The sequence below is a fragment of the Iodobacter violaceini genome, from assembly GCF_011601265.1.
In the GTDB taxonomy this organism is placed as follows: domain Bacteria; phylum Pseudomonadota; class Gammaproteobacteria; order Burkholderiales; family Chitinibacteraceae; genus Iodobacter; species Iodobacter violaceini.
Window position 1 is genome coordinate 1 of sequence record NZ_JAAOLX010000010.1, and the last position, 15,652, is coordinate 15,652.

General features: G+C 48.8%; 14 protein-coding genes and 1 pseudogene. 2 read left to right on the plus strand and 13 right to left on the minus strand.

All coding sequences use genetic code 11. From position 1 onward, the window contains the following. Positions 1 to 125: polymorphic toxin type 33 domain-containing protein (locus tag HA050_RS22730; RefSeq protein ID WP_501037372.1), on the minus strand; the 125-nt coding region annotated here is incomplete at its 3' end. A 72-nt stretch (positions 126 to 197) separates the two neighbouring features. On the opposite strand from HA050_RS22730, the gene HA050_RS17255 reads away from it, so the two are divergent. Next, a protein-coding gene (locus HA050_RS17255; RefSeq protein WP_166828907.1) for an IS3 family transposase occupies positions 198 to 1,285 on the plus strand; the annotation gives its coding sequence in 2 pieces (ribosomal slippage) (positions 198 to 450 and positions 450 to 1,285; 1,089 coding nt in all). On the opposite strand, the gene HA050_RS17260 is transcribed toward HA050_RS17255, so the two are convergent. The 11 genes and pseudogenes from HA050_RS17260 to HA050_RS17310 form a co-directional block, all read right to left on the minus strand. Further along, positions 1,251 to 1,952 carry an RHS repeat domain-containing protein gene (locus tag HA050_RS17260; RefSeq protein ID WP_166828910.1) on the minus strand — a complete coding sequence of 234 codons (702 nt, stop codon included), beginning with the start codon at positions 1,950 to 1,952 and terminating at the stop codon, positions 1,251 to 1,253. The two genes, HA050_RS17255 and HA050_RS17260, sit on opposite strands and share 35 nt — an antisense overlap. Positions 1,953 to 2,198: 246 nt before the next feature. Then, positions 2,199 to 2,489: a hypothetical protein gene (locus tag HA050_RS17265; RefSeq protein ID WP_166828912.1), complete on the minus strand. Its 291-nt coding sequence runs from the start codon at positions 2,487 to 2,489 to the stop codon at positions 2,199 to 2,201. Positions 2,490 to 2,512: 23 nt separating this feature from the next. Beyond that, a pseudogene (locus HA050_RS17270) lies at positions 2,513 to 3,730 on the minus strand (RHS repeat domain-containing protein); the annotation flags it as partial. Between the two features lie 478 nt (positions 3,731 to 4,208). Further along, entirely contained in the window at positions 4,209 to 5,558 is a 1,350-nt protein-coding gene (locus HA050_RS17275) for an RHS repeat-associated core domain-containing protein (RefSeq protein WP_501037373.1), read from the minus strand. A 181-nt stretch (positions 5,559 to 5,739) separates the two neighbouring features. Next, complete coding sequence (locus HA050_RS17280) at positions 5,740 to 5,988, minus strand: hypothetical protein (RefSeq protein ID WP_166828917.1); 249 nt, start codon at positions 5,986 to 5,988, stop codon at positions 5,740 to 5,742. Between the two features lie 8 nt (positions 5,989 to 5,996). Beyond that, positions 5,997 to 6,782: an RHS repeat domain-containing protein gene (locus HA050_RS17285; RefSeq protein WP_308418914.1), complete on the minus strand. Its 786-nt coding sequence runs from the start codon at positions 6,780 to 6,782 to the stop codon at positions 5,997 to 5,999. A gap of 240 nt (positions 6,783 to 7,022) precedes the next feature. Next, positions 7,023 to 8,033: a YncE family protein gene (locus HA050_RS17290; protein WP_166828920.1), complete on the minus strand. Its 1,011-nt coding sequence runs from the start codon at positions 8,031 to 8,033 to the stop codon at positions 7,023 to 7,025. Positions 8,034 to 8,050: 17 nt separating this feature from the next. Continuing rightward, positions 8,051 to 9,532, minus strand: a complete 1,482-nt coding sequence (locus tag HA050_RS17295; protein ID WP_166828923.1) for a BACON domain-containing protein — start codon at positions 9,530 to 9,532, stop codon at positions 8,051 to 8,053. Between the two features lie 469 nt (positions 9,533 to 10,001). After that, a complete protein-coding gene (gene fba, locus HA050_RS17300) occupies positions 10,002 to 11,045 on the minus strand; it encodes a class II fructose-bisphosphate aldolase (RefSeq protein WP_166828926.1) in 1,044 nt (347 codons plus the stop codon). 159 nt (positions 11,046 to 11,204) lie between these two features. Continuing rightward, complete coding sequence (locus tag HA050_RS17305) at positions 11,205 to 11,720, minus strand: cupin domain-containing protein (RefSeq protein ID WP_166828929.1); 516 nt, start codon at positions 11,718 to 11,720, stop codon at positions 11,205 to 11,207. A gap of 128 nt (positions 11,721 to 11,848) precedes the next feature. Next, the gene (locus HA050_RS17310) at positions 11,849 to 13,021 is read right to left on the minus strand and encodes a phosphoglycerate kinase (protein ID WP_166828932.1); all 1,173 of its coding nucleotides are present in this window, start codon (positions 13,019 to 13,021) and stop codon (positions 11,849 to 11,851) included. Positions 13,022 to 13,152: 131 nt separating this feature from the next. On the opposite strand from HA050_RS17310, the gene HA050_RS17315 reads away from it, so the two are divergent. Then, positions 13,153 to 14,367, plus strand: a complete 1,215-nt coding sequence (locus HA050_RS17315) for an MFS transporter (protein WP_166828935.1) — start codon at positions 13,153 to 13,155, stop codon at positions 14,365 to 14,367. Between the two features lie 92 nt (positions 14,368 to 14,459). On the opposite strand, the gene HA050_RS17320 is transcribed toward HA050_RS17315, so the two are convergent. Beyond that, positions 14,460 to 14,993 (minus strand): YfaZ family outer membrane protein, encoded by a 534-nt coding sequence (locus tag HA050_RS17320; RefSeq protein ID WP_166828938.1) that lies wholly within the window; start codon positions 14,991 to 14,993, stop codon positions 14,460 to 14,462. Positions 14,994 to 15,652: the final 659 nt, after the last annotated feature.

The window sequence follows — 15,652 nt, forward strand, 5'->3', positions numbered from 1 at the left end:
CAACCATTTACATTCATATTTAAATACTTTGGAATCCCCGTCCCTTTTCGTGGGCCAGAATACATATTTCCATCCTTATCTGAAAATATATCGCTTCTTGAGTTTAACTTTAAATCATTCTTCATATGGTAATCCCCCCACCAAATAATCGTTGTTAGAAGTAGAATTTTCTCCTAATGAATTTGAGGAAGTTTTACATGAAATCATCCCGCTTTACTGACAGCCAAATCATCGCCATTCTTAAGCAAGCCGAAGGCGGTAGCCCGGTAGCTGAACTGTGCCGTGAGCACGGCTTTAGCTCAGCGACGTTTTACAAATGGCGTGCCAAATTTGGTGGCATGGACGCCTCCATGATGGCGCGCCTTAAAGAGCTCGAAGACGAAAATCGCCGCCTCAAAAAGATGTATGCCGAAGAACGCCTGAAGGCTGAAATCGTCCGGGAAGCGCTCGAAAAAAAGTGGTAAAGCCATCTCGGCGGCGCGAGATGGCACGGCGAGTAGTCAAAGAACAACGCGCAACCATTGCTTTGGCCTGCTTGGCGTTCGGCATCAGCCCAACCTGTTATCGCTATGTGAGTCAGCAATCGAGTGTCAATCGAGAGATTGCTGATCAGCTCATCACCTTGACGCAGAATCAGCGTAACTGGGGATTTGGGCTGTGTTTTTTGTATTTGCGGAATGTGAAAGGTCAGCACTGGAATCACAAACGGGTGTATCGAATTTACCGCCAGTTGGCGCTCAATCTGCGAATCAAACCGCATAAACGCTTGATTCGCGCCAAGCCTGAGCCGCTCGCCGTGCCAGCGCAAATCAATGAGTGCTGGTCAATGGATTTTATGCACGATCAGTTGGCCGATGGTCGCAGCTATCGTTTGTTAAATGTGATTGATGACTTTAATCGCGAAGATTTAGCAATGGAAATAGACCTGTCCTTGCCGGCGGAACGCGTGGTACGGACGTTAGAGCAAATCATTGAATGGCGAGGCAAACCGAAAGCCATTCGTAGTGACAATGGCCCTGAATATATTAGCGTCACCTTGCTGAATTGGGCCGCCCAGCAAGGTATTCGGCTGGAGCACATTCAGCCAGGCAATCCACAACAGAATGCCTACGTTGAACGCTACAACCGAACCGTGCGTTACGATTGGCTAAATCAATATTTATTTGATTCAATTGCCGAAGTGCAAGAGTTTGGCACGAGTTGGCTGTGGACTTACAATAACGAAAGACCGAATATGGCTTTGGGTGGCATTACGCCAAAACAAAAATTAGCACTTGCGGCATAGCTCTACTTTTAACCCCGATTAAAAATGGGGGGATTACCATATCATGAGCATCTTTATAGCCATTTTTTTTGCAGGCATTATCAAGTTCACTATCTGACACTCTTACCGCATCTTTAGCCTGTTGCTCACTCGGATTTTGGCCATCATCTGTACAGTTCTGTAAATCAAAACCTGGCATTTTTAATATGGTTTTACATTTGTAGGCAAGGCCTAACGGATCTATATATCCAATAGGATTCCCCCCAACATACCCATAAGTATTAATCCCGCCCGCCAAACCAATCGGGTCAGATTCAATATACCTGCCTGTCGCCGGATCGTAATCCCGGAAGTAGTTGTAGTGCTTGCCGGTTTCTTTATCAAAATACTGGCCGGGGAAGCGCAGGTTGTAGCTGAACTTTTTACCTGTCTTACTTGGGTCTTCGTCAGCCAGGCTGTTGCCGAAGGGCTCGCCATCCCAGCGCCAGAGGATTTGTTTGCTGGCTGGGTCAGTAATCTGGCGGGGCGTGCCGAGGTGATCGGCCCAAATATAGCTGATGTTAGCACTTGCGCCCGTTGTGCTGACCACGGCTACCGGCGTATCGCCCAGCCAAATGATTTCCTGCACCGGCTTGTCATCTGCCTGATATTCACCCAGTAAATGACCCTGAGTATCATTGATACACAAAGCAGGACTAACTCAGCGTATAACTTGGATCAGAAAAAGTTTAATTCCTTTATTTAACATTCTCAGAGCCAAAGAAATTAGATTTAACTTTACTCTGACCCCAGTTATTCAGGTGTATGGCGGGTTAGCCCTAAGCCTAACCCGCCACTATTTTTGCAGTCTGAGAAGTGATTAATGCAGACAGTCTATTTAATGAATATCAGCGCGGGTTGATAAAACTAACCAGAGCCCTGCTGGGCTCCCCCCTTATAACTCCCCTAGTTCAACAAGTCTGAAGGTAAATTGGGTACCAGCCTCATCTAACGAATGTTTAAAATTAAAGTTTTTATGAAAATGATATCCACAAGGGAAATTTCCAAGAGCCAATTCAGCACAGATACGAGCCATATGCAGAAAACCATCAGCATTAGCACTGAGACAAAAATTTCCAGCTTCATCGACTTTCATAAAAATTGTGGCTCCATCAGGGGTATCAGTATTGAACGGAATATATCCATCCAATTGATCATCAACACGGTGGGAGAATTCTTTTCTCATGAGTAGCTCCAAATATTTTCAATTCAATTTTTGTAAGTAAAAAGTCGTTCCACACCCCTCGTGTTTCGAGCGTGGAAGTGTGGACAATTATGATGGGCGGGTCCTGGCTGATCAGGATGAGCAAACGGATGCTCCGTCACTGATGCCCCATCAGGAGTGCCATAACCATAAGGTGGGGCATTATTTTTTCGCATAAAATCCCCAAAAGGCCGCCCTCCCTTACTCATGCCCGCCGGAAAATTAAAGTTACTCCATGGAATGGGATTAGCATCATCACCGGAAGAAGAAATTCCTGCCCAGCTATATGCCGCAGCCATTGCTTCAGCTCGCGACATAGTTGCATCGCACTTATCGTCATCATTCTTTTTGCAAAGATCAGCAATATTTTTAGCAAAATCTTTAAGTACTTTCTGCCCCGGTGGAGACATAAGGATCAACGAACCAACCCCAGCAGCACATCCCCATGGCCCTCCCAAACACCAAGTTAATGTAGCAGCTTCACCTGTCGGGTCCGTAGAACTCAGTGGATTCCCCCCAACATACCCATAAGTATTAATCCCTCCCGCCAAACCAATCGGGTCAGATTGAATATACCGGCCGGTAGCCGGATCGTAATCCCGGAAGTAGTTGTAATGCTTGCCGGTTTCTTTATCAAAATACTGGCCGGGGAAGCGCAGGTTGTAGCTGAGTTTTTTACCTGTTTTACTTGGGTCTTCGTCCGCCAGGCTATTGCCAAATGGCTCGCCATCCCAGCGCCAGAGGATTTGTTTGCTGGCTGGATCAGTAATCTGGCGAGGCGTGCCCAGGTGATCGGCCCAAATATAGCTGATGTTAGTGCTTGCGCCCGTTGTGCTAAGCACTGCCACCGGCGTATCGCCCAGCCAAATTGTTTCCTGCACCGGCTTGCCATCGGCTTGATACTCACCCAGCAAATGCCCCTGAGTATCATAAGCAAACAAGGTAGTGCCGGTTGCTGAGGTTTTTTGTACCCTTTGCCCAAGCGCGTTATAGCTATAGCTGACCGCCACCGTGCCTTTGCTGGATTTAACTAAGCGGCCAGCGTTGTTATAAGTCAGCAGCCAGCCATTATCGTTAGCGCGATTCCCTGCCGCATCGTAAGTGTAAGTGGCTTTGTTCGCCCCGCTGGATGAAAGCAGGCGGTTGCTATTGTCAGCGTGCTTATAATTTGTAGTCCCCGCCCCAACGGTTTGGTCGGTACGGTTGCCGCTTAAATCGTAATAATAGTTAAAAGCTCTGCAGCTTGGGCTGGTGACCGATCAGCCCAACAATTCCATGATGCAAATGTTGGGCTGATAAAGCTTTAGCCCAACCTACCGAGCTGCGACAAGAGAACGCGGGCGTGAAACGCTTAGAACAACTGCAAAGATCAAATGCGCGAATCAAACTGTCTGCTGATTTGAAGGAATGGCTGCTGAGCGAGAATGAGACAAATACCAACACGTGATTTATTCAGTACAAAAGACAAAGCCAGCTCAATGGCGGCACACGGTTTTTAGTGTGCCGCCATTGAGCTGGCCGACAAGCGAAGCGCGGCAGCTTATTACTTATTACAGATACCCGTGATGAGGTTTAATCACGAAATACGAGCACAAGAATAACAAGAAAGAAAGTCACTCCAACGCATACAAAGACCCATGGTTTAATTTTTTCTTTTGTGCCATCACGCTTGTAACCACCAATAAACATAAACCCCCCGGTTTATTTGTCACAACCACATTTTAATGCGGCAGGATCCCAGCTTATTCCTGTTTCGCCTTGATCTTTGGTATATCCACCACCGGGACCTCCAGCTAATTGCGCTGCAGAGCCATAAGCATATCCTACCCCGACACCAACAACTGTTGCAGTGCCACTACCAGGAGAATAAACCAGTCCACCGCCGACTCCTGTATATGCAGCATTTCCTCCACCAGCATAACCAGAAAGAAAACCATTTGTTTGACCTGGTTTTACCGTCCAAGTATTCAGCCAGCCAGCCGAAACGCTGGCATTCAGGTTTAACGGATTTGAATACCCTCTATTAAATCCTCCCCCAGCAAAAGAGTGTCCGTCCCTAGAGAAAGTACCCCAAACACTGAAAACATAAAGATCAAGTTGGAAGTTTACAAAGTCTGGAGCTCTTGGAACCTTACAACCATCCCCTTTATTTGGAACTCCAGACATTGGACCACTAGGACGCACGCCAGCCAATCCATTAGGATCAATAGCGTTCAGCGGATTCCCGCCCACATACCCATAAGTATTAATCCCGCCAGCCAACCCAATCGGGTCTGATTGAATATACCTGCCGGTAGCCGGATCGTAATCCCGGAAGTAGTTGTAGTGCTTGCCGGTTTCTTTATCAAAATACTGGCCGGGGAAGCGCAGGTTGTAGCTGAACTTTTTACCTGTCTTACTTGGGTCTTCGTCAGCCAAGCTATTGCCAAATGGCTCGCCATCCCAGCGCCAGAGGATTTGTTTGCTGGCTGGATCAGTAATCTGGCGGGGTGTGCCGAGGTGATCGGCCCAGATATAGCTGATGTTAGCGCTTGCGCCCGTTGTGCTTAGCACAGCTACCGGCGTATCACCCAGCCAAATGGTTTCCTGCACCGGCTTGCCATCGGCTTGATATTCACCCAGTAAATGGCCTTGCTGATCGTAAACAAACAGGCTAGAGCCGGTTGCTGAGGTTTTTCCTACTCTTTGCCCGAGCGCGTTATAGCTATAGCTGACCGCCACTGTGCCTTTGCTGGATTTAACTAAGCGGCCAGCGTTGTTATAAGTCAGCAGCCAGCCATTATCGTTAGCGCGATTACCTGCCGCATCGTAAGTATAAGTGGCTTTATTGGCCCCGCTGGATGAGAGCAGGCGGTTGCTATTGTCAGCGTGCTTATAATTTGTAGTCCCCGCCCCCACGGTTTGGTCGGTACGGTTGCCGTTAAAGTCATAAAAATAATTAAACGAGCTGTTATTACTGACAGCCAGATTTAGCCGGTCGAGCAGATCGTAGCTATATTCCTGGCTGCGCTGCGGGGCGTTAATGTCTTCGATGTGGCGTAAATTGCTGATGCCGTACTATTTACTCAACATTTATTGGGTATTTGGGCTTTGTAAGCTTTGGCATAAGCTACAAAGCCCACCGTGGAGTATTGCGGGTTAGCTCTAGGCGTAACCCGCCACCATTTTGACAACCTATTTAATGATCGTCAGCACAGATTGATAAAACCAATCTGCCCAGAAGGTAATAACATTATTTTCGAGGTAATAGGTCTATATCTGCTCTGGAATAATAAAGAAATCCGTACTCTTCCGTCTTCACCATAACTCCTCCAGAAAAAATATCGCCATTTGCCAACTTCTCCATGGTTAGCCAGGACTCATACCCTGAAAGGCACAATTGAGACTCATAATCACAAATAACAACCCCCTCCACTCCATCAGCAACAACTTGGTCACCAAGTTTAATTGTACTTCCTGTCCCAAAATATTTCATAAACATGGTTCTCACTATTTAATAAATTGTTCAATTGGAATTGAACCAGGAAGTAGTTGATCAGGCTTAAGTACATAATTTTTCTTTGCCCAAAAACAATTGCAATTTGATGGAATTTGATTAGCTTCAAATATATTATGATGTGAGCCATAAACACCATGCTGCATCTCATTTTCTGGAATAACATCTAATGGCCGATATGCAATTGTTCCAACGGGAACAATTTTGCCTGTAACTGTTTTGCAAGGAGGACATTTATTATCAGTCTTTTCACAAGCATTATAAATTGCTGTACCAACAATGATTGCGACTCCAACTACATCCCCTACAGGCAAAGGCCCGTCCGCGGCAGCCGCAGTACCTGCTGCAGGTAATGCTACATTCCATGGAATAGCAGCAAGACCTCGTGAGTCGGTATAACTAACTGGATTCCCCCCCACATACCCATAAGTATTAATCCCACCCGCCAAACCAATCGGGTCAGATTGAATATACCGGCCGGTAGCCGGATCGTAATCCCGGAAGTAGTTGTAGTGTTTGCCGGTTTCTTTATCAAAATACTGGCCGGGGAAGCGCAGGTTGTAGCTGAACTTTTTACCCGTTTTACTTGGGTCTTCGTCAGCCAGGCTATTGCCAAATGGCTCGCCATCCCAGCGCCAGAGGATTTGTTTGCTGGCTGGATCAGTAATCTGGCGGGGCGTGCCCAGGTGATCGGCCCAGATATAGCTGATGTTAGTGCTGGCACCCGCAATGCTAAGCACAGATACCGGCGTATCGCCCAGCCAAATTGTTTCCTGCACAGGCTTGCCATCTGCCTGATATTCACCCAGTAAATGGCCTTGAGTATCAGTGATACACAGAGCAGGAATAACTCAGCGTATAACTTGGATCAGAACAAGTTTAATTCCTATGTTTAACATTCTCAGAGCCAAAGAAATTAGATTTAACTTTACTCTGTTTCCAGTTACTAAACTGAAATGCAAACAAGCACACCATTTTGGTGTGCTTGTTTCTAAATATCGATTTAATTAATTCAATCTTTACAAGCCAATCGCTACAAAAGCCAGTAATGGATCATCTGTTAGCGCGGCAACAATTAAGCCATCAGGCGTCATGACCAGTTGCCGGTCTTGAAGAGCTCTTCCATAACCGGCAATTTTATAGCTGGCCAGTTGCGCCCCATTTGCAGAGTACACCCAAAAATCAGCTTTTGAATACCAGCCAAATATGCCACAAATCACTCGCCCGTCATTGCTCACTTCAACATTATTCGGATAGGCATCTCCGCCAGGCAATGAACCCGTTTTACTCATGGTATAGAGATCGGCGACCGTGCATTGATAAGGATAACCAGATGCCAGATAGAGACGTGTACCATCCAAGCTTATAGCAATATCCTTTCCGTTTGATCCTCCCAGCCCAGAAGACCTCGACCCAGGCTTGACCATCAACATCCCCCCACCTATGGCAGAGTAAGTAATGTGATATACAGCCGATGATGCTGGGCTCATACCAGAATCTTGAATATACACGGCACTCCCGTCAGCCATTGCGCTCATTGCACCCGCCTGCGAGTAGTAACCCGCACTCATCCCCGTTCTCCCCAGGCTAAGCCCATCGCGTAACGCCATTCCATTGCCCAGCAGCACAAAATCAACATCATTGGAACGCATTGCCAGTAGGGGCATAGTCGAACTATTGGCACCCTTTGTGCTCCAAGTGGCGCTTAGCTTCATAGTGGATAAATCAATCACGGCTAAAGCAGGATTGGCTGTATCCAGCACAAACAAGCGGCTGCCATCTGGCGATACAGCCATGCCTGCTACATTGGCCGCTACATTATTAATGGTAAAGATTTTTTTAGCGGTAAAGGCATGATAAACATCGATCGATGTCCCCCCGTTATGAGCATAAATATACGGACGAATTTTATCTGCAATAATCGTGCTGTAATTTATTGGCAATTTGTTCATCGCCACAGCACCCGCGCTGTCCTTCCAAATAGCGACTTTAATCAGGGCGGGATCCACCCCTGCCACATTGGTTTTCACGGAGATGTTGGCGTAGCTTAGCGATCCATTTGCAAGCTTGCCTGGATTGCCTTCATTACGAGATCGGTAGTTTTACCCGTAGTGCCGCTGGGAGTAACGCTCAACCAAGCACTATCCGATGTGGCCGTCCAAGCGGTATTGCCAGCAAAATTATCGCTAATTTTGATACTTCGGCTCGTCACATCACCAGTTGGTGTACTCGATAAACCAATGCCCCACTCCGATGCCAGTAATTTTTGCTGGTCCCGATTAGCGTTAATCGTAATCGGGACGGAAATTTTATCTCCGTTTACAGTGACTGTAATCATTGCTGCTGCAGAAGAAGAGCCGTAGGGTAGTTTATTGAGATCCAAACCAAAACTAAGTGTTGCCCCTTTTTGACTCACCGTGCCAGATGGTGTTGTTGTAGTTACCCAGTCTGGCAAGTCGCTTAATACCCAGGGAAAAGCGTTACTGCCGGTATTCAGGCGAATATTTAGTGTTTTGACCGAATAATCACGCCCATTATCTCCCCCCAAAAGAATGGACGATTCTGAGACAGTCAAGCTTGCGGGAAGCAATGTTAAGCCCACACTGACTTTACGACTCAAACCTCCAGACGAAGTCAGCAATAAATCGGTTGAGTACGTTCCACTGGCTAACTTTGCAATGCTTGGGTCTGGGCGCAGCATAACGCTGCCTTGAGTTGTGCCAGAGAGAGGGGAGCCTGGCAACCATGAGGCCGTTGTGCTTGCAGACCATTGTGCAAAAGGCCGGTAAGTCAGCACAAAAGAAACCGCCTGCCCTGCAATCGGCTCACCGTTTACAGCAGTAAACTGAGGAATGGCACTCGTAATCCTGATTTCTGCAGGGGGCTCAATAGGTGGGGTGACGCTGCTTGGGCCCGATGCTGTTGGAGTTGATGGTACTGGAGTTGGTGTCGGGGTTGGAAAGTCAACTTGCTTAGGTAAGATAGTAAGATTAAAAGGCAATACATTGGTTTGGCCAGTCGTGTTGCTGACTATGATATTAGCTGAATAATTGCCAGGTGCCAGCCCTGCTGAAACAAAACTTACAGACATAACTCCTGAGCCGCGTCGTTTTTCTGTGCTCACTTTTAGCCAGGATGCCTCGCTGCGAGCAGACCATTCCTGCCCCTCCGCATTGACGAATACACTCGCATCAGGCGCTGCTCCACCAAGATGCATTGTCGCTTGAGGGCTGGTTTCCATCCTGCTGGTGAGCGAATAGTTATTCACCACTATTTCATACGGCAAGTCCACTGGTGAGCCTGCGTACTGGGCGGCGCACTGTACGTCCTTGCAAATTTGTACCTGTAATGTTCCAGTATGCTGGCCCACTGTAAGATTTGCTGACGTATGAAATGTGGTCGAAAACAGTGTAGGAGTCAGATTAGATAAACCAAAATCTTTGCTTAATACCTGTTTGCTATCAACGATATAAATATAAACAGGGGCAACGCTACCATTTGCAGTGGCAAAGGTCAGCAGATCGTTCACACTTGCCTGCATACTCACCGTCGCCGACACACCTGGCTGAACATTTGCCCGCAATACTGAAGGCGAAAAAGTAAGTGCCGGACTTGGGTTAGCAGGAACAGTTGGCGGCTTTGAACCGGTATTTGATGGGCCTGACCCAGAACTGCTATCCCCCCCACCCCCACCGCATGAAGTTAAAATACTCAAACACAGAATTGCAATCAGTCGACGTAACACGCGGACACTCCATATCCTCTCATGCACCAGGGCTAAGCCATTATTATGAATTGAGGAAATAAATTGAATCGATAGGGGCAGCTTGGTTTTTGCTTAGGCATACCAGCATGCAAACAAAATTCTGCGCATATTGTAAGATAAAAGTCAGCCAGCACCAATATTTAAATGGCATACCCTAAAGATACGCTGCGCTAAATGCAAAAAGGGAGTGCAGTTTCGTGCACTCCCTTTTAAGTTCTTGCCATTAAAATATTTATGCTTTGTTATACCGCTGCGCCATTTTCTCCAGCGATACGGGTTTCATTTTTTCTGCCATCCCGGCTGCGCCAAAGGCGTCGTAGCGGGCTTCGCATACTGAGCGCATGGCGCTGATGGCGGGTTTCAGGTAGGCGCGGGGGTCGAAATCTGCGGGGTTCATGGCTAAATGACGGCGGATGGCGGCGGTCATGGCGAGGCGCAAATCGGTGTCGATATTGATTTTACGTACGCCGTACTGAATGGCGCGGCGGATTTCTTCTACGGGAACTCCCCATGTAGGTTTCAGCTCACCGCCGTATTTACGCATTTCTTCCAGCAATTCTTGCGGCACGCTGGATGAGCCGTGCATCACCAGATGCACATCGGGGATGGCGGCGTTAATTTCACGCACGCGATCAATGGCCAGCACTTCGCCGCAAGGTGGTTTGGTAAATTTATACGCGCCGTGGCTGGTGCCAATGGCAATGGCCAGGGCATCTACGCCGGTGGCTTTTACAAAGGCCAGCGCTTCTTGCGGATCAGTCAGCATTTCGGCGTGGCTTAATACGCGGTTGGCGCCTACGCCGTCTTCTTCTTCGCCCATGCCGGTTTCCAAACTCCCCAGGCAGCCCAGCTCGCCCTCTACTGATACGCCACAGGCATGCGCCATGCGTACCACTTCGGCAGTCACTGCCGCATTGTAGGCGTAGTCAGACGGGGTCTTGCCGTCTTGCAGCAAGGAGCCATCCATCATCACGCTGGTAAAGCCCATTTTAATGGCGGTCATACATACTGCGGGGCTTACGCCGTGATCCTGATGCATCACAACAGGCAGATGCGGGTAGCTGGCTACTGCGCCTTCGATCAGCGTTTTTAAAAACTGCTCGCCTGCATATTTACGCGCACCGGCACTGGCCTGCAGGATCACCGGGCTGGATGTGGCATCGGCGGCTTGCAAAATAGCCTGAACTTGTTCGAGGTTATTGACGTTAAAAGCAGGTACGCCATAACCGTGTTCGGCGGCGTGGTCAAGAACTTGGCGAAGGGATACGAGTGACATGACGAAGATCCGGAATATTGTTGCTGCGATGCAACACATATTAGTATCCCACGCAGCCGCATCCAATCGGGAGTAACGTCATTCGGGAAAACGCTAAAACCACTTTGCAGCCGTTTTAGCGCCTGATTTAAATCTGTTTACCTTAAACTTTCCCTTCCATCAAAAGGGCCCGTTTGATGCGCGCAGCTGATCGGGCAAACCATCGTGATCACCCAGCGGCTGCTTTGGCGCGTCGTGCCAGTGAAAATCGCCATTAGCGAGATTTTTCCTGGCGTCCAGCGGGTAATCCACTTGATTGTCTGCCCGGTTGGTGTCACCCACAACCAGCAGGCGCACATCGCTGCCGGTATTATTAATAAAGGTATGGGCAATGCCTGTGCCTGGCACAAAACCCACGCCATCCCCTGGCGCTAAGCGATGCAGCACCCCATCCACCCAGCAATCCGGGGTGCCTTCAATGACGTAAACAAATTCTTCTTCGGTTTTTTCTGAATGCGGCCACGAGGTGCGGCGGCCTGGCGGCAATACTTCGTGATGAATACCAAGACGGGTCAGGCCAAAAGTGCGGCCAAAAGGCGAGCCTATCGATAGTTTCTCTGAGCTATTGGCATAACAGGCCTTATCTTCCTCCTGGATTTCTTGCCAGTGCTTGATAAAAGGGGGGCGGGTGGTCATAGCGAATCCTCTTGTCAAAGTAGAACAGACGAAAAAAACGCCAGCATGCTTGCTGGCGTTGATCTTACTGATAGAGCTGAACTGCCGTCTACCGATACGTCCTTGTATGGCAATTGTGCTGGCGCAACTTAAGCGCCGCGCTGTTCCAGAATCTCTACGGCTGGCAATACTTTGCCTTCGAGGAATTCAAGGAAGGCACCACCGCCGGTAGAGATATAGCTGACATCATCAGCAATATCATACTTAGCCACAGCGGCCAGGGTGTCGCCACCACCGGCAATCGAGAACGCTGGCGATGCGGCAATGGCGCGGGCCAGCACTTCAGTACCTTTGCCAAACTGGTCAAACTCAAACACGCCAACCGGGCCATTCCAGACAATGGTACCTGCGGTTTTTAATACTTCAGCCAGGCGTGCTGCGGTATCCGGGCCGATATCAAAAATCATATCATCGCTGGCCACATCGGCAATCGCTTTAACAACAGCAGGCTCGGTTGGAGAGAATTGCTTGCCAACCACTACATCTGTTGGCAAAGGCACATCGCCGCCACGGGCGCGGATTTTGGCGATTACGCGCTTGGCGTTATCCACCAGATCGGCTTCGGCTAAGGATTTACCCACTTCACGGCCTTCGGCCAGTAAAAATGTATTGGCAATGCCGCCGCCCACGATCAGGTAGTCCACTTTATCTGACAAAGATTCCAGAATGGTCAGCTTGGTAGATACCTTAGAGCCCGCCACAATGGCCACCAGTGGTGAAGCCGGGGCTTTCAGTGCTTTGCCCAAAGCATCCAGCTCGCCCGCCATCAACAGGCCAGCAGCTGCGACGGGTGCAAATTTAGCCACGGCGTGGGTAGATGCTTCGGCGCGGTGCGCTGTACCAAAGGCATCGTTTACAAATACATCGCACAACGCAGCGTAGGCCTTGCCCAGCTCGTCAGCGTTTTTCTTTTCGCCTTTATTGCAGCGCACGTTTTGCAGCAGTACCAGCTCGCCGGCTTTAACTACAAAACCGTTGAAATCATTCACCACAGCCACGTCCCTGCCCATGAGTTCGCCAAGGCGTTTAGCTACAGGGGCGAGATCATCGGCAGGCTGAAATTCGCCTTCAGTCGGGCGGCCCAGATGGCTCATCACAATCACGCCGGCACCGGCTTGCAAAGCGGCTTCGATCGTTGGGATCGATGCGCGGATACGGGTGTCATCACCAATCACACCGTCTTTTACCGGCACATTCAGATCGGCACGGATCAGTACTTTTTTACCCGCTAATTCAAGCTCGGTCATCTTACGAAAAGCCATGGTGATTTCCTTTTAAAGGATGAAATGTAAAGAGGAATAGTGTGAGGCAAATACGCAAGCAGAGCATAACGCTCTGGCAGCGACTGCGCTTAAGATGTTTGACGCATTTTAACATACTGATTCTGAGATCTATGAAGCAAGCTCCTGCACTATTGCGCAATCGCAATTTCCTTTTGCTCTGGCTGGCCAGCCTGATCAGCAACTTTGCACTCGCCATCGCCATGCTGGCCGAAACATGGCTGGTAATCAAAACCCTGGGGGCAAAAGAACAGCTGGGGCTGGTGATGATCGCCGGATCAGTGCCCCGCATTATGCTGATGGCGGTAGGCGGCGTGCTGGCCGACCGGATGAAGCGCAGCCATATTATTCTGGCCTCGGTGGGCCTGCGGGTGCTGCTGCTGATGGTGCTGGTGGGGATTGTTGCCAGTGATCAGCTCAGCATGGGTGTGATGGTTGGCTTTGCGCTGATTTATGGCGCACTGGATGCTTTTTTCTGGCCTGCACGCGATGCACTTGTCCCCAATATTGTGGCCGACAGTGATTTAACCCGCGCCAACTCCATCATGCTGACGACGAATCAGGCAGGGCTGGTGTTTGGCCCGGTGCTGGGTGGCACTATGCTGGCTTTATTCAGCTATGAAACCGTATTTTCGCTCACCGCCATCATGTTGCTGGCCGGGCTGATTGCCATGGCACTGATCAAAGAGCCCGCCTTACTGGCTGGCCGCAAGCGATTCAGCATGCTCAGCGAGCTGAAAGAAGGCATGCAGTACATGATTCAAACGCCCGTGCTGCGGACCCTGATGCTGGTTTATGCTGCGGCCAATTTACTCTTTATGGGCCCGCTGGGGTTAGGCGTGCCGCTGGTGGTAACGGATCTTTTACAAGGCAGCGCCAGTACGCTTTCCTTTATGCAAAGCGCTTTTGCGGCGGGCATGGTGCTGGGCGGGCTGCTGCTTACCCTCTACCCGCCTACCCAAAAACGCCTGCTGATGATTACCGTGGTGATTGCCATCGAAGGCCTGCTGCTGGCCTCTTTGGCACTCGCTACCTGGCTGCCCGCAGCATTAGCGCTGCAAGTTTTAATCGGGCTGGGCGTTGCAGCCAATAATGTGCCGATGATGTCGCTGATCCAGCATTACACCGACAGGCAAAAGCTGGGGCGGATTATGAGCCTGAACTCAATGGCATCCATGGGCCTCGCCCCGCTCTCCTATGCTCTGGTTACCGCCTTATTTGCGATGCATATCAGCATCCAGTGGGTGCTGCCGGTATTTGGCCTGCTGCTGGCACTGCTGATGGTGGGGATGACGATGAAAATACGGGTGATCAGAGAGATTGATTAGTTATCAACCCTCACTAAAACAGCTTGTCATGGCATCCCGCACATAAAAAAACGCAGCCCACCGCTGCGTTTTTTTATCGCTGACTTCTGAAATCAGAAGTTAAGCTGTGCACCCACATAGAGACCATCAGCTACCGTCACTGAGCGGTTTCCATCTTTACCTTTCATATGGCCATACTGATAGCCCGCATCCAGCGATACCATCTTAGTCATATTCCAGCGCACGCCTGCACGCATTTCTTTGTAATGATCCACGCCATCAGAAGCCAGGCCCGATGGTGCAAAATAGCCCTGGCCATAAATCGTAAATGCACCAACAGGAATATCCACACCGCCACCCAAAGCGGCCGCGTAATGGTTATCCTGATGATTAAAATTCATATAAACCAGCTTGCCGCCTGCTTTAAGCTTGGCAATCCCCAGTGGCGCCTGCACACCCAGGCCCAGCGAGCCGATATTGCCTGTGCCATCATTGGTGAGCCAGTCTGCACTGGTAGTCAATAAAAGCAAGCTGCCTTCATAAGACGCACCAAAAAAACCATCCCCTGCTCTTGCTGTCAGCTCACCCGCTTGTGCTGCCACAGGTAAAGACAGCGCCAGGATTGCGCCCAAAAGTGTTTTTTTCATGTCAGCTCCAGCAAGCAGTTTAAAAATACTTGCCTGATAGTAAGCCTGCGAAACCCACCATGGGTAGGCGATTAATTCCAGTTTTAATGGCTATTTTTTACGAAATTAAATCAATACATCAAGAAATGAGCACTATTTGCTGCAGATGAATAACGCTGCCGGTTCCGCGGATATTTTGGCAAAGCATGACCTTGCCTGCCAGCCTAAAAAAACAAACCACTATCGCAGAGCCGCTGCAGGCAGGCAGCAATTTATCTGTGCCATTTTGAATAAAAACATAAGAGACCTAAAAAAATAAATCCGCTTTAACTATGTACTTCAGCGCCTGTGGATTTCTTTTAATCTGCAAATAAAATATATCTGTAACACCACCAGATTCATCATCCATGCGAATAGGCCTGAATATTATTTAATGAAAAATAATCTGTAAAAAAACTTGAAAAAAGCAACTGTGTCATCTAGCAAGCAACCAATTTCTTACAAAGATCATGTAAGAGAAACAAGTATTAAAGTTATTAACTAATAAACCGATAAATGGCTGATTCATTATTAAACGGCAAAAAACCACCATGTATCTTGTGAGCAGAACAGGGCAAGAATTCCTCTGTATCATAAGAGACTGAATCTCATGTTTTTAAAAGTGCCGGATGTAAGAATGA